At 71.1% G+C, this 16462-nt stretch carries 19 protein-coding genes and 1 riboswitch; of the genes, 7 read left to right on the top strand and 12 right to left on the bottom strand.

The features are described from left to right. Nucleotides 1–57 precede the first annotated feature (57 nt). Complete coding sequence (locus FB157_RS36610; RefSeq protein WP_145885029.1) at nucleotides 58–1149, bottom strand: nitrous oxide reductase family maturation protein NosD; 1092 nt, start codon at nucleotides 1147–1149, stop codon at nucleotides 58–60. A 181-nt stretch (nucleotides 1150–1330) separates the two neighbouring features. Between FB157_RS36610 and FB157_RS36605 the strand changes: the two genes are divergently transcribed. Next, nucleotides 1331–1588, top strand: coding sequence for a hypothetical protein (locus FB157_RS36605; RefSeq protein WP_145885028.1), 258 nt, complete (start codon nucleotides 1331–1333; stop codon nucleotides 1586–1588). 81 nt (nucleotides 1589–1669) lie between these two features. Here the strand turns inward: FB157_RS36605 and FB157_RS36600 are convergent, their stop codons facing one another. Then, nucleotides 1670–3172 (bottom strand): MFS transporter, encoded by a 1503-nt coding sequence (locus FB157_RS36600; protein ID WP_145885027.1) that lies wholly within the window; start codon nucleotides 3170–3172, stop codon nucleotides 1670–1672. A gap of 222 nt (nucleotides 3173–3394) precedes the next feature. On the opposite strand from FB157_RS36600, the gene FB157_RS36595 reads away from it, so the two are divergent. Then, nucleotides 3395–4114: a 1-acyl-sn-glycerol-3-phosphate acyltransferase gene (locus FB157_RS36595; RefSeq protein WP_145885026.1), complete on the top strand. Its 720-nt coding sequence runs from the start codon at nucleotides 3395–3397 to the stop codon at nucleotides 4112–4114. Nucleotides 4115–4182: 68 nt separating this feature from the next. Further along, nucleotides 4183–5199 (top strand): NAD(P)-dependent oxidoreductase, encoded by a 1017-nt coding sequence (locus tag FB157_RS36590; RefSeq protein WP_145885095.1) that lies wholly within the window; start codon nucleotides 4183–4185, stop codon nucleotides 5197–5199. 51 nt (nucleotides 5200–5250) lie between these two features. Here FB157_RS36590 and FB157_RS36585 read toward each other — a convergent pair whose 3' ends face one another. The 8 genes from FB157_RS36585 to FB157_RS36550 form a co-directional block, all read right to left on the bottom strand. Next, nucleotides 5251–6846, bottom strand: a complete 1596-nt coding sequence (locus FB157_RS36585; protein WP_186581852.1) for an alpha/beta hydrolase — start codon at nucleotides 6844–6846, stop codon at nucleotides 5251–5253. Nucleotides 6847–6991: 145 nt separating this feature from the next. Continuing rightward, nucleotides 6992–7750, bottom strand: a complete 759-nt coding sequence (locus FB157_RS36580; RefSeq protein WP_145885093.1) for an urease accessory protein UreD — start codon at nucleotides 7748–7750, stop codon at nucleotides 6992–6994. Beyond that, nucleotides 7747–8424, bottom strand: a complete 678-nt coding sequence (ureG, locus tag FB157_RS36575) for an urease accessory protein UreG (RefSeq protein WP_145885025.1) — start codon at nucleotides 8422–8424, stop codon at nucleotides 7747–7749. Before ureG ends, FB157_RS36580 begins: the two co-directional genes overlap by 4 nt. Before the next feature lie 87 nt (nucleotides 8425–8511). Continuing rightward, nucleotides 8512–9186, bottom strand: coding sequence for an urease accessory protein UreF (locus tag FB157_RS36570; RefSeq protein ID WP_145885024.1), 675 nt, complete (start codon nucleotides 9184–9186; stop codon nucleotides 8512–8514). After that, nucleotides 9186–10907 (bottom strand): urease subunit alpha, encoded by a 1722-nt coding sequence (locus FB157_RS36565; protein WP_145885023.1) that lies wholly within the window; start codon nucleotides 10905–10907, stop codon nucleotides 9186–9188. The genes FB157_RS36570 and FB157_RS36565 overlap by 1 nt, the downstream gene beginning before the upstream one ends. Then, the gene (locus FB157_RS36560) at nucleotides 10900–11211 is read right to left on the bottom strand and encodes an urease subunit beta (RefSeq protein ID WP_145885022.1); all 312 of its coding nucleotides are present in this window, start codon (nucleotides 11209–11211) and stop codon (nucleotides 10900–10902) included. Before FB157_RS36560 ends, FB157_RS36565 begins: the two co-directional genes overlap by 8 nt. A gap of 10 nt (nucleotides 11212–11221) precedes the next feature. Continuing rightward, complete coding sequence (locus FB157_RS36555) at nucleotides 11222–11524, bottom strand: urease subunit gamma (RefSeq protein WP_145885021.1); 303 nt, start codon at nucleotides 11522–11524, stop codon at nucleotides 11222–11224. A 222-nt stretch (nucleotides 11525–11746) separates the two neighbouring features. Continuing rightward, nucleotides 11747–12028, bottom strand: a complete 282-nt coding sequence (locus FB157_RS36550; protein WP_145885020.1) for a type II toxin-antitoxin system Phd/YefM family antitoxin — start codon at nucleotides 12026–12028, stop codon at nucleotides 11747–11749. An 86-nt stretch (nucleotides 12029–12114) separates the two neighbouring features. Between FB157_RS36550 and FB157_RS36545 the strand changes: the two genes are divergently transcribed. The 3 genes from FB157_RS36545 to FB157_RS36535 all read left to right on the top strand — a co-directional run bounded on the left by FB157_RS36545 (nucleotide 12115) and on the right by FB157_RS36535 (nucleotide 14110). Next, the gene (locus tag FB157_RS36545; protein WP_145885019.1) at nucleotides 12115–12750 is read left to right on the top strand and encodes an ATP-dependent Clp protease proteolytic subunit; all 636 of its coding nucleotides are present in this window, start codon (nucleotides 12115–12117) and stop codon (nucleotides 12748–12750) included. Between the two features lie 8 nt (nucleotides 12751–12758). Next, nucleotides 12759–13067 carry a hypothetical protein gene (locus FB157_RS36540; protein ID WP_145885018.1) on the top strand — a complete coding sequence of 103 codons (309 nt, stop codon included), beginning with the start codon at nucleotides 12759–12761 and terminating at the stop codon, nucleotides 13065–13067. 339 nt (nucleotides 13068–13406) lie between these two features. Beyond that, nucleotides 13407–13633: riboswitch (cyclic di-AMP (ydaO/yuaA leader) on the top strand. A gap of 3 nt (nucleotides 13634–13636) precedes the next feature. After that, nucleotides 13637–14110: a C40 family peptidase gene (locus tag FB157_RS36535; protein ID WP_145885017.1), complete on the top strand. Its 474-nt coding sequence runs from the start codon at nucleotides 13637–13639 to the stop codon at nucleotides 14108–14110. Nucleotides 14111–14117: 7 nt separating this feature from the next. Here FB157_RS36535 and FB157_RS36530 read toward each other — a convergent pair whose 3' ends face one another. Beyond that, nucleotides 14118–14735 carry a LysE family translocator gene (locus tag FB157_RS36530; protein WP_145885016.1) on the bottom strand — a complete coding sequence of 206 codons (618 nt, stop codon included), beginning with the start codon at nucleotides 14733–14735 and terminating at the stop codon, nucleotides 14118–14120. A gap of 83 nt (nucleotides 14736–14818) precedes the next feature. On the opposite strand from FB157_RS36530, the gene FB157_RS36525 reads away from it, so the two are divergent. Further along, nucleotides 14819–15757 carry a LysR family transcriptional regulator gene (locus tag FB157_RS36525; RefSeq protein ID WP_145885015.1) on the top strand — a complete coding sequence of 313 codons (939 nt, stop codon included), beginning with the start codon at nucleotides 14819–14821 and terminating at the stop codon, nucleotides 15755–15757. A gap of 70 nt (nucleotides 15758–15827) precedes the next feature. Here the strand turns inward: FB157_RS36525 and FB157_RS36520 are convergent, their stop codons facing one another. Further along, a complete protein-coding gene (locus FB157_RS36520; RefSeq protein WP_145885014.1) occupies nucleotides 15828–16283 on the bottom strand; it encodes an ATP-binding protein in 456 nt (151 codons plus the stop codon). Nucleotides 16284–16462: the final 179 nt, after the last annotated feature.

Raw genomic sequence — 16462 nt, 5'->3', positions numbered from 1 at the left:
GACGCGAAGGGACACCGCCCTGTTCACCGAGCCGTCCGGGCGGCGGGCCGGCTCAGCTCAGCACAGTCCGGCCGGGATCGAGACCCGGCAGTAGTTGCCGCGGAAGAGGTTGCTGCCCTTCGAAGCGTTCTGATTGACCAGGTCGGCCGGGGCGTTGCCGGTGAACCAGTTCTCGTCGACGCGGTTCTTGTCGTTGACGGCGCCGACGAAGCTCTTGTACAGCACGACTCCGCCCGACAGCGGCGACCGGCCGCTGTTGCCCGCGAACACGTTGTGCTTCAGCAGAACGCTCTCCGCACCGGACAGTACGATCCCGGAGCCCTGCACGAACGGCAGCCGGGCCGTCTTGGCGCAGTACTTGTTGTTCCGCAGCACATAGTTCTCGCTGACGGTGAGCGCGCCGGCCCGGGGCTTGTTCTCGTCTCCGATGACGATCATCCCGGTGCAGTTCCCGGTCATGTAGTTCCGCTGGACCGTGAGGTTTCGCAGGCGCAGGACCGTCAGACCGTTCCGGTTGCCCTCCAGGGAGTTCCCCTCCACGACCAGGCCCCGGCTGTCCGTGGCCCCCTTCTCCGACATCGTCGTGTTGGCGAGGTACAGCCCGGCGTCACCGTTGTCGCGGGCGACGTTGTTCTTGAACACCCCGCGCGTGGAGTGCTCCTGCGAGATGCCCCACTTGCCGTTCTTCTCGGATCGCACCCGCTGCACGGTCAGGTGGTCGGTGGCCATGGACCACAGCCCCACGTTGGCGAAGCCCGTCAGCTTCAGGTCGGAGACGGTCACGTCCGTGACGGGCTTGTTCCGGAGCCCGATCACACAGATGCCCTTGCCGCCCTCCACGCAGCCGACCGCTGCCTTGGGGCTGGGAACGGCCTTCTTCTTCGGAGGCACGATCACCGTGCGCGCACCGACGCCGCGGAGGGTCAGTCCGGAGGTCTTGACCGTGACGCTCTCGTGGTAGGTGCCGGCCTGCACCAGGACCGTGTCACCGGCGCGGGCGGCATCCACCGCCTTCTGGATCGACTCACCCTGGTGCACCGTCAAGGTCCGCGCGGCCGGGGAGGAGACCGCCGAGGCCGGGAAAGCGCCCGGGCCCGCAGCGAGAAGTACGGCGACGAACGCGGCGTACCGAACATGGTTCAGTTTCATGTCCGGAACGTAGGACCGAATCGGCGGATGCCCGCACGGAACTCACCCGCATACCTCCCAACGGGCGTAAAGGTTCATATCACCGGCCGTGTCCGGACGACGTCGGAGTAGCAGCGGTGGCAACCCCATCGGGCCGTACCTAGGCTCGCAAGCGGAAACGAGCCCGCGGGAAGGGAAGAGAATGTCGCAAGTCCACGAAGAACAGATCCGCCTCGGCGCGCTCGATACGGTGGCTCGGCCCCGAAAACTCACGGGTGTTCTGCGTTCCGCGGCCAAGCAGACCAACCTGCTCCCGGTTTTCCTGGTCCTCACGGCCATGATGGTGGCACTGTGGCTCATGGGAATGCCCTTCATGCAGGCCCTGACCATTTCGACCGCGCTGAAGATTTCGATGGTCCTTTTCGCTGCGCGTCGGCTGCCTCGCACCTCGAAGGGCTGACGCACGGGGATCATCCCTGTTCCGACGGCTGAACACCGCTCGGCCCGAGGCGCCCCGTCCGGCCTCGGGCCGAGCCCGGTCTCAGGCCCCGCGGCCCGCCCTCTGGCCGGCCCCGCTCTCCCCCGTTCCCCACCGCGGCCTCGCCACGGTGTCGTCGCGGCCAGGATGCGCCCGGCGCTCCCGCAGATCGGCCACGGCCAGGACCAGGGCGACGAGGATGATGGCCGTGGCGGTGAGCAGCCCGAGCTGGAGGGCCGTCGTGGCACGGCCGTGGTTGGAGAGGTGCGCGAAGTACACGGCGCCGACCACGGCGATACCCATGGCCGAGCCGATGCGCTGTCCGGTCTGCATCACCCCGCCGGCCGCACCGGCCCGTCGCACCGGCACGAGCGTGAGGGTGAGGGTCGTGTTGGGCGAGACCGTGAGACCGGACCCGATCCCGCCGATGACCAGCGGGAGCGCCATGGCCCAGCCCACCCTCTCGCCGGGCACCAGCTGAACGGCCAGCACGACGCCGAGCAGCCCGAGGACCACCGCACTCAGGCCGATGACGACCAGGCCGCGGCCGTAACGCGTCACCAGCCGTCCCCCGAGGGCCGCGCCGACCGCCGAGGCGACCGCGAACGGCAGGATCGTCACACCGGCGGCAAGGGCGCTGTATCCCGCGGAGTTCTGCAGGAACAGCGACAGGACGAAGAAGATGGTGGTGAGCCCGGCGAAGAACGTGAGGCTGATCAGGGTGCCGAGCGTGAAGGAGCGCAGGGAGAAGAGCCCGAGGTCGACCAGTGGCGCCCTGCCCCGGCTGCCCCGGATCCTTTCCCACACCCAGAACGCCCCCAGCAGCAGTGCGCCCACCGGGAGCAGTACCCACTTCGCCCGCCCCTGCCACTGCTGTTCCTGGACCAGGGGAAGCAGCAACGCGAGCACGCCCGCGCCGAGGAGCAGTACGCCCACCGGATCGAACTCCTCCCGTCCGTCGCCCGGCACCGGCAGACGGGGCAGCAGCCGGTGCCCCGCGACGAGGGCGGCCACCCCGATGGGCACATTGACGAAGAACACCCAGCGCCAGCCGTCGTCCGTGCCGAACGCCTGGATCAGCAGTCCGCCCGCGAGCGGGCCCACCGCGGTGGACACGGCGACGACGCTGCCGTGGAAACCGAAGGCCCGGGCCCGCTCGGCACCCTGGAACATCTGCTGGATCAGCCCCGAGGTCTGCGGTGCGACCACACCGGCGGCCGCACCCTGGACCAGCCGGAACACCACCAGCCAGGTGGGGCCGGCAGCGAGACCGCACGCCACCGACGCAGCCGTGAAGACGCCGAGGCCGAACAACAGCGCCTGGCGGCGTCCGTACAGGTCACCCAGTCGTCCCGCCGGCGCGAGGGCGAGCCCGAAGGCGAGGGCGTACCCGGACACCACCCACGACTGGGTGGCCTCGGAGGCACCGAGCCCGCGCTCCATGGAGGGCAGAGCCACGTTCACGATCGAGACGTCGAGCAGCGAGATGAAGCCCGCGGTCAGACAGACTCCGAGCGCTTTCCACCGCCGGTCGTCGAGAGCGGGCCGGGCCGTTTCTGTGGTCATGTGATCACGCTATGCATGCGTGAGCGGTCGCACCAGTCGACGAGAGCGGGGCGGCCCTCACACCTGACCATCTGTCAATGAACTCAGTAAGGTGTCAGCATGAGCCCGGCTGAACACAACCGCAGTTGACCACAGGCGCACCTGAGCCCATACCCGTGATCCCTGTACCGACCTGGGGAAACACCGGCCCAGCGGGGCGGCCGGCGAAGTGAGGGACGAACCGTGTTCTACTACCTGCTCAAGTACGTGCTGCTGGGCCCCCTGCTCAGACTGGTCTTCCGCCCCCGGATCGAGGGGCTGGAGAACGTGCCGACGTCGGGGCCGGCGATCGTCGCGGGGAACCATCTGTCCTTCTCCGACCACTTCCTGATGCCGGCGATGCTGAAGCGGCGCATCACCTTTCTCGCCAAGGCGGAGTACTTCACCGGGCCCGGCATCAAGGGCCGCCTCACCGCGTTCTTCTTCCGCAGCGCCGGCCAGATCCCGGTGGACCGTTCCGGCAAGGACGCGGGGCAGGCCGCGATCCGCGAGGGGCTCGGGGTGCTGGGCAAGGGCGAGCTGCTGGGCATCTACCCGGAGGGCACCCGCTCGCACGACGGCCGGCTGTACAAGGGCAAGGTCGGGGTCGCGGTCATGGCGCTCAGGGCGGGGGTGCCGGTGGTGCCCTGCGCGATGATCGGCACCTTCGAGGCCCAGCCGCCGGGCAAGGTCATTCCGAACATCCACCCCGTGGTCATCCGCTTCGGCAAGCCGCTCGACTTCTCCCGCTACGCCGGCATGGAGCACGAGAAGGCCATCCTGCGAGCCGTCACCGACGAGATCATGTACGCGATCCTCACGCTGTCCGAGCAGGAGTACGTCGACCAGTACGCGGCCGTCGTCAAGGCGGAGCAGGCGGCCGAGAAGAAGGAGCGGAAGTTCCCGCGGGCGCCGCTCAGCTGATCTGCCGTCGGCAGAACGGCTCCCCGCCGAGCGTGCCGCCTGCCTAGGCTCGGCCCATGAGACGGGCTGTGGTGATCGGGGCGAGCGGACAGATCGGCCGTCCGGCGGTGGCGGCACTGGAACGGGACGGCTGGGACGTGACGGCCGCCTCGCGGGGCGGTGGCCGGGACGAGTCGTGGGGCCCGGGGGTGCGTGCGGTCCGGCTGGACCGTGCCGACGACGGGGCGCTCGCGGCCGTGGTGGGCGACGGCTGCGACCTGGTGGTCGACATGGTCGCGTACGACGCCGGGCACGCACGGCAGCTGACGGACCTCGCGGGCCGGATCGGCTCAGCGGTCGTGATCTCCAGCGTGTCGGTGTACGAGGACGACAAGGGGTGGGGCTTCGACACCCTGGACGAGCCCGACGGCTTCCCGGCGTACCCGGTGCCGGTCGCCGAGACGCAGCCGACGGTGGCGCCGGGCGAGGCGACCTACAGCACCCGCAAGGTGGCCCTGGAGCGTGAACTGCTCGCGAAGGGCGCGGATTTGCCGACGACCGTGCTGCGGGCGGGCGCTGTGCACGGGCCGTACAGTCCGCTCCCCCGCGAGCTGTACTTCGTGAAGCGGCACCTGGACGGGCGGAACGGACGGGTGCTCGCGTACGGCGGGGAGAGCCGGTTCCATCCGGCGAGTGCCCGGAACATCGCCGAACTGGTCAGGCTGGCCGCGGCCCGCCCCGGGACCCGGGTGCTCAACGCCTGTGATCCGCAGGCGCCGACGGTCGCCGGGATCGCGGCGGCGATCGACGCGCTCATGGGCGCGGAACCGCAGACCACACTCGTGGCCGGTCCGCCGCCTGCCGGATCCGTGGGCCGCACCCCGTGGTCGGTGCCGCTGCCGGTCGTCTTCGACATGTCCGCGGCCGGGCGGGAGCTGGACTACCGGCCGGTGGTGTCGTACGAGGAGAGCCTGCCCGAGACGGTGGAGTGGCTGCGGCGGCGGCTCGCCGGAGGAGACTGGCGGGAGCGCTTTCCGCTGCTGGCGCGGGCCTATCCCGACCTCTTCGACTATGCGGCCGAGGACGCCTGGGCGTCGGGGACATGACGAAGGGGCGGCCGGAGAGTCCGGCCGCCCCTCGTTGCCGTACCGAAGGGATTACGGCTTGGGCGTCGCGTGCGGCGCGCAGCTCACGTCGGCGGTGTCCAGCTTGCCGTCGATCAGGTAGCTGTCGACCCGCTCGTTGATGCAGGGGTTGACCAGGCTGGTCACACCGTGGGAGCCCGCACCCTCCTCGGTGATCAGGCGGGAGCCCTTGAAGCGCTTGTGCAGGTCGACGGCGCCCGGGTACGGGGTCGCCGCGTCACGCGTGGACTGCACGATCATCACCGGCGGCAGGCCTCGGTGCGTCCTGACGTCCACCGGGGTCAGCTGCTTGGTCGGCCAGGTGGCACAGGGCAGGTTCATCCAGGCGTTGGCCCAGGTCATGAACGGGTAGTCCTTGTTGAGCCGGGTGTTGTCCCGGTCCCACTTGCGCCAGCTGGTGGGCCACTTGGCGTCGGCGCACTCGACGGCGGTGTAGACGGCGTTGCCGTTCTCGGCGCTGATGTTGCCGGCCGTGTCCGACAGGTCGGGGGCGGCCGCGTCGACGAGGGCCTCGGTGTCACCGGCGACGTACTTGCTGAACACCGAGGCGACCGGCACCCACGACGAGTCGTAGTACGGGGCGCTCTGGAAGAAGGAGATCAGCTCGGCCGGGCCGACGACCCCGCCGATGGGGTTCTTCTTGGCGGTGGCGCGCAGTTCGAGCCACTTGGCCTGGACGGCGGCGCGGGTGGTGCCGAGGTGGAAGGCGGCGTCGTTCGCGGCGACCCAGTCCTCCCAGTCCTTCCAGCGGCCCTCGAAGGCGATGTCCTGGTTCAGGTTGGCCTGGTACCAGATGTTCTCGCGCGACGGGTCGACCACGCTGTCCACGACCATGCGGCGCAGGTGGCCCGGGAAGAGGGTGCCGTAGACGGCGCCGAGGTAGGTGCCGTAGGAGACGCCGAGGTAGTTGAGCTTCTTCTCGCCCAGCGCGGCGCGGATGACGTCCAGGTCGCGGGCGGTGTTCGGCGTGGTCATGTGAGGCAGCATGGCGCCGCTGCGCTCGGCGCAGCCCTGCGCGTACTCGCGGGCCAGCTTGCGCTGCGCGCTCTTGTCGGCCTCGGTGTCCGGCACCGGGTCGGCCTTGGGGGCCTTGACGAACTCCTGCGGGTCGACGCAGGAGATGGGCGCCGAGTGACCGACACCGCGCGGGTCGAAGCCCACGAAGTCGTAGGCCTTGGCGACGTTCGCCCAGACGGCGTTCTTGGTGACGACCCGGCGCGGGAAGCGCAGACCGGAGCCGCCGGGACCGCCCGGGTTGTAGACGAGAGCGCCCTGGCGCTCCTCGGGGGTCCCCGTGTTGCCGATGCGGTCGACGGCGAGCTTGATCTGCTTGCCGTACGGCTTGGCGTAGTCGAGCGGCACGGAGACCCAGCCGCACTGGATGGGCTTCTCCAGGCCCCAGTCGGCAGGACAGTCCTGCCAGTCGATGCCGGCCTTGGCGGCGCGGGCGGCGGCGATCTGGGCGCCCCTGGCCTCGCGGTCCTGCCCGTGGCGGCTGTCGGCGCTGGCCGCGGGAGCCGACACCGCGCCGGCTATCAGGGTCGCGGTGACGAGTGCTCCGGCCGAACCGAACGCCAGCAGGCGGCTCTTCGGTCTGTTCTCCCTCAAGTGGGCCCCTCCCCCAACAGAGTTGTACGAGTGGTCAGGCGGGGATCCTCTCCGCTGTGAGCCCTCTGAGAACAGGGGGCGCAGACGTTTCTTTACCAATCCGATAAACGGACGATCACGTCCCGCTGAGCGGAACGCGTGCCTTTCAGGCCAGCAGGGTCAGGGCCTCGTCCAGCAGCCGCCGCAGCCCCAGCGCGTCCGGGGCCACGGCGCTGACGAGTACGGCGGGTCCCGCCAGCGGAACCAGTGCGGCGCACTCCCCCAGCATCCGCGCCGCAGCCGGCTGCTCGGCGAACTCAGGCCGTACGACGACGAGTTGGCCCACCGACCGGTGTCCGGCGAGCACGGCGGGCCCGTCCCAGCCGCCCGGCGCGCCGGGTCCGCAGGACAGCTCCTGGTCCAGCACGGTCCGGCCGGCGACGCGCACCGTGAGCCGACTGGTGAGCCGCCCCGGTGCCTCTCCGACCCGGCCGAGCACCTGCTCCTCGCGCAGCACGAGCCGTGCCCCGGCGGCGAGTTCGGCCCGCGTGGTGACGTACAGGTCGCTGCCGCCGGCCGAGATCAGCTGCTCGGGCAGCCAGCGCAGCTCGCCGCCGTCGGCCACGTCCAGCCGTACGCCGTAGCGGGCCTCGCCCTTGCCCTGACCCGGGAGAGCGATGGTGGCGGCGGCCGAGCCGACGTGCAGCCGGGCACCCTCCTCCACCCGCGCCTCCAGCGCGAAGCGGTCCCCGCCGAGCGGGCCGCTCATCGCGCCGACGACCATCACCCGTGCCTCGCCGCCGCTCGCCCGGGTGCGGCGCAGCGCCAGCGGGCCCTCGCCGTCCAGCACGGGCAGCGCCGTACCGCCGCGCCCGTCGGCGCGGGCGACGATCCGGGCGTTCGCCCGGACGCCGGTCGCCGTCATGCCGCCCACGCGGCCAGCCGCTCCCGCACCCACGCGGCCACGTCCGCGACGCCGGCCTCCCCACGCAACGACTGGAAGACGACCGGGAGTTCGGCCCGCTGCGCCTTGGCGTCGGCGGCCATCCGGGCCAGGTCGGAACCGACGTGCGGCGCGAGGTCGGTCTTGTTGACGACGAGCAGGTCGGCGGTGGTGACGCCGGGCCCGCCCTTGCGCGGGATGTCGTCGCCGCCCGCCACGTCGATCACGAAGATCTGCGCGTCCACGAGCCCCTTGGAGAAGGTGGCGGTGAGGTTGTCCCCGCCGGACTCGACGAGGATCAGGTCCAGCGGCCCGACCTCGTCCTCCAGGTCCTCCACGGCCTCGAGGTTGGCGGAGATGTCGTCGCGGATCGCGGTGTGCGGGCAGGCCCCGGTCTCGACGGCAGTGATCCGCTCGGGCGGCAGCACGGCCTCCCGGAGCAGGAACTCGGCGTCCTCGCGGGTGTAGATGTCATTGGTGACGACGGCCAGGGACAGCTGGTCGCGCAGCAGGCGGCACAGCGCTGCGACGGTCGCGGTCTTCCCGGAGCCGACGGGGCCGCCGAGCCCGATGCGCAGCGCGCGGCGGGAGCCGTCGGGACGGTGGGCGTCGGCGCTCACGGCGGCGGGGCCGTGGTGGGTGTGGTCGAGGTGCATGTACGGCTCCAATGGTTGAGAGGCTTCGTGTGGGGTCGGCCACTCGCCGCCCGACCGGGTCGGGCGGGTGCGGTGAGGTGCGGAGATCTATGACGCGAACAGGCGCACGGGCCAGGTCGCGTGCCACTGCGCACCGACCTCCAGCAGGGGCCCGGACGCGGCGGGCAGCGCATCGACTCCCTCGTCGGTCACCCTGCGCGCCGCCTCCACCGCCGCGTCCGCGACGCGGTCCAGCTCCGGGGCCAACCGGGCCAGAATTCCCGTCGCGTCGAACGGGTCGAGGCTCAGCAGACGGACCGTGGCCGTCGCCGGCCCGCTCACGCTCTCGTAGGCCGCGCAGTACGCCGCGTCCATGGGGCCGAGACCGGCTGCCCGCCCCGCGACTCCGAGCACGACCGGCTGATGGGCGCCCTTGGGGAACTCCTGCGCCAGCGCGTCGAGTTCCGCGGAAGGCCAGCTCGCTCGCGCGGCCCGCATCAACTGCCGGCCGAGCCTGCGCGCGGCGAGCCGCAGCGCGGGCGAGGGGGTGCGGGCGTCCGCGGCCGCGTCCAGCTCCCGGGGCTCGACGCCCAGGACGGCGGCGGCCGCCAGCGCGCCCGCGACCAGGCCGGCGGTGTGCAGCCGCCCGCGGCAGAAGTCCTCCAGGCCCGCCGCGGAGGTGATCCGTCCCGCCTTGACGGCGGCCTCCGCCCCGCCGGAGTGCGCGTGCCCTCCGGCGGGGAAGCGGCCGTCGGCCAGGACGAGCAGTGCTGCCCTGGACATCAGAAGAGGAAGTAGCGCTGGGCCATGGGCAGTTCGGCCGCCGGAGCCGCCTCGACCAGCTCGCCGTCGATGTGCACGGCGAAGCTGTCGGGGTCGATCCGCACCTGGGGACGCGCGTCGTTCTCCCGCATGTCCGCCTTGGTCACCCCGCGCGTCGAGTCGATGGCGACGAAGCGCTTGCCCAGCTGGAGCCGCTCCGGAAGCCCGTCCTCGACGGCCGCCGGGGCCACGAAGTTGAACGAGTTGGCGGCCGGCGCCCGTCCGATCGCCCCGTACATCGGCCTGGGCAGGATCGGCTGCGGCGTCGGGATGGAGGCGTTGGCATCACCCATCTGTGCGTACGCGATCTGGCCGCCCTTGATGACGAGGTGCGGCTTGACCCCGAAGAACGCGGGCTCCCACAGCACCAGGTCGGCGAGCTTGCCGGTCTCCACGGAGCCGATCTCGCGGGCCAGGCCCTGGGCGAGCGCCGGGTTGATCGTGTACTTGGCGACATAGCGCCGTACCCGCCGGTTGTCCGCCCGCCCGTCGCCGGGCAGCGCGCCCTGACGCCGCTTCATGACGTGCGCGGTCTGCCAGGTGCGCAGGACGACCTCGCCGACCCGGCCCATGGCCTGGGAGTCGGAGGAGATGATCGAGATCGCGCCGAGGTCGTGGAGTATGTCCTCGGCGCCGATGGTCGAGGGCCGGATCCGGGACTCGGCGAAGGCCAGGTCCTCCGGGACCGCCGGGTTGAGGTGGTGGCACACCATCAGCATGTCGAGGTGCTCCTCGGCGGTGTTGACGGTGAACGGCCGGGTCGGGTTGGTCGAGCTGGGCAGCACGTGCGGCTCGGAGACCACGGTCATGATGTCCGGCGCGTGCCCGCCGCCGGCGCCTTCGGTGTGGTACGCGTGGATGCCCCGGCCGGCGATCGCGGCGAGGGTGTCGCCCACGAAACCGGCCTCGTTGAGGGTGTCGGTGTGGATGGCGACCTGGATGCCGGTGCGCTCGGCGACGGTCAGGGCCGCGTCGATGACGGCCGGGGTGGACCCCCAGTCCTCGTGCAGCTTGAGACCCAGGGCGCCGCCGCGGATCTGGGAGAGCATCGCCTCGTGCGAGACCGTGTTGCCCTTGCCGAGGAAGCCGATGTTGAGCGGGTACTGCTCCATCGCCTCCAGCATCCGGGCCAGGTGCCAGGGGCCGGGCGTCACGGTGGTCGCCTTGGAGCCCTCGGCCGGTCCGGTGCCGCCGCCGACCAGGGTGGTGATGCCGGAGGCGAGCGCCTCGTCGGCGATCTGCGGGCAGATGAAGTGGACGTGCGCGTCGATGGCGCCGGCCGTGAGGATCCGTCCGTTGCCGGCGATGACCTCGGTCTCGGGGCCGATCACCAGGTCGGGGTGCACGCCGTCCATGGTGTCGGGGTTGCCGGCCTTGCCGATGCCGGTGATCCGGCCGTCGCGGATGCCGACGTCGGCCTTGACGATCCCCCAGTGGTCGACGATGACGACCCCGGTGACGACCGTGTCCGGGGTGCCTTCCGCGCGCGTGGCACGCGACTGGCCCATGGACTCGCGGATGACCTTGCCACCGCCGAAGACCGCCTCGTCACCGGCGAGTCCGGGGCCGCCGGAGCGGTCCTCCTCGATCTCGATCAGCAGGTCGGTGTCGGCGAGCCGGATACGGTCGCCGGTGGTGGGGCCGAACAGGTCGGCGTAGGCCTCGCGGGAGAGCTCAGACATCGAGGGCACCTCCGGTCTCGCCACGCAGTCCGGGCACGATCCGGGCGCCGGCGATCGGCACGAGCTCGACGGCGACCGGGATGCCGGGCTCGAAGCGTACGGCGGTGCCGGCGGCGACGTTCAGCCGCTTGCCGTGGGCGGCGGCCCGGTCGAACTCCAGGCCGGGGTTGGCCTCGGCGAAGTGGTAGTGGGAGCCGACCTGGACGGGCCGGTCGGCGGCGTTGAGCACGGTCAGCCGGGTGACCTCGCGACCTTCGTTGCAGACGACGGGGCCGTCCGCGAAAAGCACCTCTCCGGGAATCATCGCGGCCCCCTCAGATGATCGGCTCGTGGACCGTGACGAGCTTGGTGCCGTCCGGGAAGGTGGCCTCGACCTGGACGTCGTGGATCATCTCCGGGATGCCGTCCATGACGTCTTCCCTGGTGAGGAGCTTGCGGCCGGAGGACATCAGCTCGGCGACGGTACGGCCGTCACGCGCGCCCTCCAGGATGTGCGACGTGATGAGGGCGACCGCTTCCGGGTGGTTGAGCCTGAGCCCACGGGCCCGGCGCCTCTCGGCCACATCGGCCGCCACATGGATCAGCAGCCTCTCTTGTTCGTGCGGGGTCAGTTGCACGTCCCACCTCACAGTCCTTGCTCCGGACCGTGCGGGGTCCGGCTGCCGCAGCCACCACGACGGGGATAGGTGTAACACACAGACAAATTCGCCCGAACATGATCAACACAGGCAGAAAAACCCCTGGTGGCGTGGATCGGCAGGCTAGTTCGCCGGAGTTTCAGCGACGTTAACCAGACCTTGATCAACACATGACTGCGCAATGGGCCCGCACATACCCGACTACGAGGCGCCGGGCCCCCGGTGCTCGGCCGCGATCCCGAAGCGCTGCCGCTCCCGGGCCGTGGGCTCGACCTCTCGAACACGGGACACCGAGGTGACCGCCGGCTGCTCCTCGGCCGGCTCGTCGAGGGCGTCGAGCCGCTCCAGGTCCGCGGCCGAGACCAGCGCGACCAACGGCTTGCCGTGCCGGGTCACGACGACGCGCTCACCGCCGTACACCACCCGGTTGATCAGGTCGGCGAGCTCAGCCCTGGCTTGCGTCACCGGAATCTCGTAGGCCATGCCCCCATTCTAACGTCACGTACATCCTGTACATTTTTTACAGAAGCGAGGCCGCACCGGCCCTGTCGCGACGAAGGGGTATGCCCATGACCCGACTGTCCGCCCGTCACGTCCTGCCCGAGTTCACCGAGCGCACGAGCACGGGCCACCGCACGCTCGACCCCTACTCGAAGCTGTTCGAGAACCGGGTCGTCTTCCTCGGGACACCGCTCGACGACACAGCGGCGACCGACGTCATCACGCAGTTCATGCACCTCGAACACACGGCCCCGGACCGGGACATCACGCTGTACGTCAACTGCCCGGGCGGCTCGTTCAGCGCGATGACGGCGGTCTACGACACGATGCGGTACGTCACCTGCGACGTGGAGACCTACTGCCTGGGCCAGGCCGCCTCGGCCGCCGCGGTACTGCTCGCGGCAGGAACCCCGGGGAAGCGGTTCACCCTGCCGAACGCGCGCATGGTGCTCGAACAGCCCGCGCTGCCCGAACCGGCCGAGGGGCAGCCGAGCGACCTGGTCATCGAGGCCGACGAGTTGGCCCGGACGCGCACCCTCATGGAGGAGATGCTGGTCCTGCACACCGGGCGCACCCTGGAACAGGTCCGCCAGGACCTGGAGCGGGAACTGGTGCTGGACGCGCCGGGCGCACTGGCGTACGGCCTGGTGGACGGGGTGGTCCCGAGCCGCAGGGGCACCCCCGGCGCACGGCACGCGAGGTGACCCGGCCGATGCTGCCACCGGAGCTTCCGCCGCTGCCCGCCCTGACGCGCGCCGAGGGCGAGTTGATCGACTGTTACCTGGAGGCGGTCGACCTGCTGGGCCGGATCAACCCGGCGCAGTCCGGGGACACCTACCGCGGGCTGCGCGCGGCGCAGGCCCTGGTGCGCAAGGCGTCCGAGCTGCGCGACGCGCTCGCCCTCATGCACCAGCGCGGCGAGACGCAGCTGCATGGGGACACGCTGGCACGGGCGTTGAGGGTGCTCGACGGCGAGCGCCGCACCGCTCGCGTCGTGCTCCCGCCGGACTGCGTGGGCTGATCCGGACGCTCGACCGGCCCGACGGACCAACGCGTCGACGGACCCGTCGGAGCCGGACACGAAACGGCCCGAACGATGTACCCCCGGCCGGCGTATCTTCCGAACTTTTTCCGGGTCTCCCGGCTTGCGCAGCACGCCGGTTCAAGGTCGGCGGGAAAGTGCTTCTTCCCAGGTCCGGGGCTACGCGCGGGATCTGACGGTGCCTCGAACACAGCAGCGTCCACCCGAACGGGTGAGTGGTGAGTAACGCCACAAATCCCCGATTCCATTGGGATTTTCCGACTCCTGTGAGTGAAGATCCCTGTCTGACGACAAGACCCCGCCACCGCGGCGGGGCGATCCGGGCGGACGCCGAGTCCTGCCGCCGCCCCGGATGACCGGTCGACAGGAGTGGATCGGCAGGAGTGGAGGACCCAAGCAAGCCGGGTCGCCGGAACGGACGTTCGTCGCACAGACGGGCGGTCGCACCGAGCAGCCCTTGGGGTGAAGCCGCAGCAACGCGGCCGGGCAACTTCGCCAGCCCGAATCCGACAGGTCATCCTTCACAGGCGGCTGACGAAGGGTTGCGCATGACTGCGCTCAATCGTGTCCCGTCGCTCATGGCCCGGGCCGGTACGGCCTCGGCCCTCACCCTCGCCGCCGTGGGCGGCTCGATCGTGGTGCCGGGCCTCGCCACCGACGCCTCGGCCGCCGGCATGGCGGCGAAGGCACTCCAGGTCGCGGCCTCCAAGAAGGGTGCCCCGTACGCATGGGGGGCCACCGGGCCGCGCCGCTTCGACTGCTCGGGGCTGACCCTCTACTCGTTCAAGAAGGCGGGCAAGAAGCTGCCGCGCACGGCCGCCCAGCAGTACAACAAGACGCATCACATCTCGGCCGGCAACCGCAGGGCCGGCGACCTGGTGTTCTTCCACTCGGGTTCCAGCGTCTACCACGTCGGCATCTACGCCGGTAAGGGCAAGATCTGGCACGCGCCGAAGACCGGGGCCGTGGTGCGGCTGGAGAAGATCTGGACCAGGAGCGTCTGGTACGGCAGGGTCAGCTGACCCTGGCTCAGGGCAGGAGCGGCTCCAGCAGCAGGGCCGATCCCAGCACCGTGAGCGCCGCCCCGGTGCCCGTCCGCAGCATGCGGGCGGCCCGGGGCCGGCGCAGCCACCGGCCGAGGCGGTCCACCAGCAGGGCCACCACCTGGAACCAGGCCAGCGCCAGCGTGCAGACGATCAGCGCGAGCAGCAGCGTCCTGGGAAGCGCGGAGCCGCCGGACGGCACGAACTGGGGCAGCAGGCTGAGGAAGGTCAGTGAGGCCTTCGGGTTGAGGACGTTGGTGACGAAGCCCTGCCGCAGCGGGTGCCCGACCGGCGGTGTCGCCTCGACGGAATCGGTGGCCGACCGCCGCAGCGACCACAGGGTCCGCACGCCGAGCTGCAGCACATAGACGCCGCCCAGCAGCTGCAGCGCGCGGAAGAGCGCGGGGACGGCCACCAGCACGGCCGCGACTCCGGCCACCGCCAGCGCGGTGTGCACGAGAAGGCCGCCCGCGATGCCGAGCCCGCAGACCGCGCCGGCGCGGCGGGAGACCAGTGCGTTGCGCACGACCACCGTGAAGTCGGCGCCCGGCATGGCGACGAGTCCGGCGGCGATCCCGGTGAAGGCGATGAGCTGTCCGTCCATACCGCCAGCGTGCACGGAGGCGGCCTTCAGCAGGTATTTCGAATGAACATGGTCTGTCTTAAGCAGTGCTTTAGGCTGGTCCCATGTACGACCCCACCCGGCTGGCCGCGCTGGTCGCCGTGGCGGAGGCGGGCTCCATCACACGGGCCGCCGACCGGCTCGGCTACACGCCGCCCGCGCTCTCCCAGCAACTGGCCAAGCTGGAGCGGGAGGCGGGCGCGGCGCTGCTCGTACGCCATCACCGCGGGACCCGGCTGACCGAGGCGGGCGAGGTGCTGGTGGCGCGAGCCCGGAGAGTCCTTGACGAGCTGGAGCAGGCCCGGCACGAACTGGCACGGCTGACCGGTCTGTCGGGCGGGGTGCTGCGGCTCGGCACCTTCCCGACCGCGGGCGTCCACCTGCTGCCGCCGGCGCTGAGCGCGTTCCGCCGGGCGCACCCGGACGTCGAGCTGTCGGTCGCCGACTACGACCCGCCGGCCGGGGTCGCCGCGGTGGCGGCCGGCGAGGTGGATCTGGCGCTGACCCACGCCTACCACCCGGGCGAGGGCGCGGCGGTACCGGCCTCGGTCGGTCTGGAGCCGGTCCTGGTGGAGGAGCTGGTGCTGGTGACGGCACCGGGTCATGCGCTGAGCAGCGCCTCGTCCCGGCTGCCGCTGGAACAGCTGGCCGGGCAGCCGTTGATCAGCATGGCCCCGCACCATCCGGCCCGGCGGGAGGTGGAGGCTCTGCTCGCCGAGGCGGGCGCCACTCCTGCGCTGCTGGTGCCGACCCCCGGGTATGCCGTGGTGTGCGCGCTGGCCAGCGCGGGGCTCGGGGTGGCCGTCGTACCGGAGATGGTGGCGCGGACCGCGGTGACTCCCGTCGGGGTACGGCCGTTGGAGGCGGGACGGCTGCGCCGTACGATCTCGGTCGCCTTCCGGCCCGACGAGGTCGCTCCGGCGGCGGAGGCGTTCCGGGCCCTGCTGCACGGGGCGTTCGGCCGCGCCCGGCAGACTCCGGTGCGTGAGCGGCCGTCGCGGTGAACCGTCGCCCGGCCGATCGGGGGTGGCCGCGTGCTTCCAAAGCGGTTCGGCAGGGGCGGGCGGGGACCGGCTAGAGCTCGGGCTGGCCTGCCGTCACCGGCTCGGCCGGGATGGTCCAGGGGAGTTCGATGGAGACCGTCTTGCCGCCCTCGCGGGTGGGGCGCACGCGGAGCTTGCCACCGCACTCGGCGGTGAGCCAGCGGATGATGACCATGCCGCGTCCGTTGTCCTGCTGGACGGCGGCGGGCAGTCTCTTCGGAAAGCGCGGATGACTGTCCGTGACGCCGATGCGCAGATGTTCGTCACGGTCCAGCGCGATGTCGACCGTGAAGGTGGGTGACTGTCCGAAGGTGTGCTGTACGGCATTGGTGGCCAGCTCGGAGACGATGAGCCGCACGGTGTCGGCCGCTTCGGTGTCCGACGGCAGCCCCCACTCCTCGAGGGTTCCCACCACGTAGGAGCGGGCCGCGGAGACCGAGGCGGGATCGCTCGGCAGAGTGACGGATGCTTCCAGATGGTCTGCCATGGCGACGTCGTCCCTTTCCCACGGGACCGCAGTCCGACGAGGAGCGGATGGTTCGAGTACGGTCCCGGAATGGTGCTTGTTCGCCAGACTGCCATCACCAGGCCGGTCAGGGGAGCGATCCACCAAGATATGCATATATCTGTCGCTCGAAGCGGTGAACTCTGCGACGCGAGACCGTA

The organism is Streptomyces sp. BK340, assembly GCF_007827595.1.
Classification (GTDB): Bacteria; Actinomycetota; Actinomycetes; order Streptomycetales; family Streptomycetaceae; genus Streptomyces.
Note: the sequence above shows the minus strand (reverse complement) of the source record. Positions and strands in the feature narration are given on the sequence as shown.

Coding starts and splice junctions, on each gene's coding strand:
- FB157_RS36525 (WP_145885015.1), top strand. CDS start 14,819: ATGTACGACCCCACCCGGCTGGCCGCGCTGGTCGCCGTGGCGGAGGCG.
- FB157_RS36580 (WP_145885093.1), bottom strand. CDS start 7,750: ATGACGGCGACCGGCGTCCGGGCGAACGCCCGGATCGTCGCCCGCGCC.
- FB157_RS36600 (WP_145885027.1), bottom strand. CDS start 3,172: ATGACCACAGAAACGGCCCGGCCCGCTCTCGACGACCGGCGGTGGAAA.
- FB157_RS36535 (WP_145885017.1), top strand. CDS start 13,637: ATGACTGCGCTCAATCGTGTCCCGTCGCTCATGGCCCGGGCCGGTACG.
- FB157_RS36605 (WP_145885028.1), top strand. CDS start 1,331: ATGTCGCAAGTCCACGAAGAACAGATCCGCCTCGGCGCGCTCGATACG.
- FB157_RS36565 (WP_145885023.1), bottom strand. CDS start 10,907: ATGTCTGAGCTCTCCCGCGAGGCCTACGCCGACCTGTTCGGCCCCACC.
- FB157_RS36520 (WP_145885014.1), bottom strand. CDS start 16,283: ATGGCAGACCATCTGGAAGCATCCGTCACTCTGCCGAGCGATCCCGCC.
- FB157_RS36540 (WP_145885018.1), top strand. CDS start 12,759: ATGCTGCCACCGGAGCTTCCGCCGCTGCCCGCCCTGACGCGCGCCGAG.
- ureG (WP_145885025.1), bottom strand. CDS start 8,424: ATGCACCTCGACCACACCCACCACGGCCCCGCCGCCGTGAGCGCCGAC.
- FB157_RS36610 (WP_145885029.1), bottom strand. CDS start 1,149: ATGAAACTGAACCATGTTCGGTACGCCGCGTTCGTCGCCGTACTTCTC.
- FB157_RS36550 (WP_145885020.1), bottom strand. CDS start 12,028: ATGGCCTACGAGATTCCGGTGACGCAAGCCAGGGCTGAGCTCGCCGAC.
- FB157_RS36570 (WP_145885024.1), bottom strand. CDS start 9,186: ATGTCCAGGGCAGCACTGCTCGTCCTGGCCGACGGCCGCTTCCCCGCC.
- FB157_RS36560 (WP_145885022.1), bottom strand. CDS start 11,211: ATGATTCCCGGAGAGGTGCTTTTCGCGGACGGCCCCGTCGTCTGCAAC.
- FB157_RS36545 (WP_145885019.1), top strand. CDS start 12,115: ATGACCCGACTGTCCGCCCGTCACGTCCTGCCCGAGTTCACCGAGCGC.
- FB157_RS36530 (WP_145885016.1), bottom strand. CDS start 14,735: ATGGACGGACAGCTCATCGCCTTCACCGGGATCGCCGCCGGACTCGTC.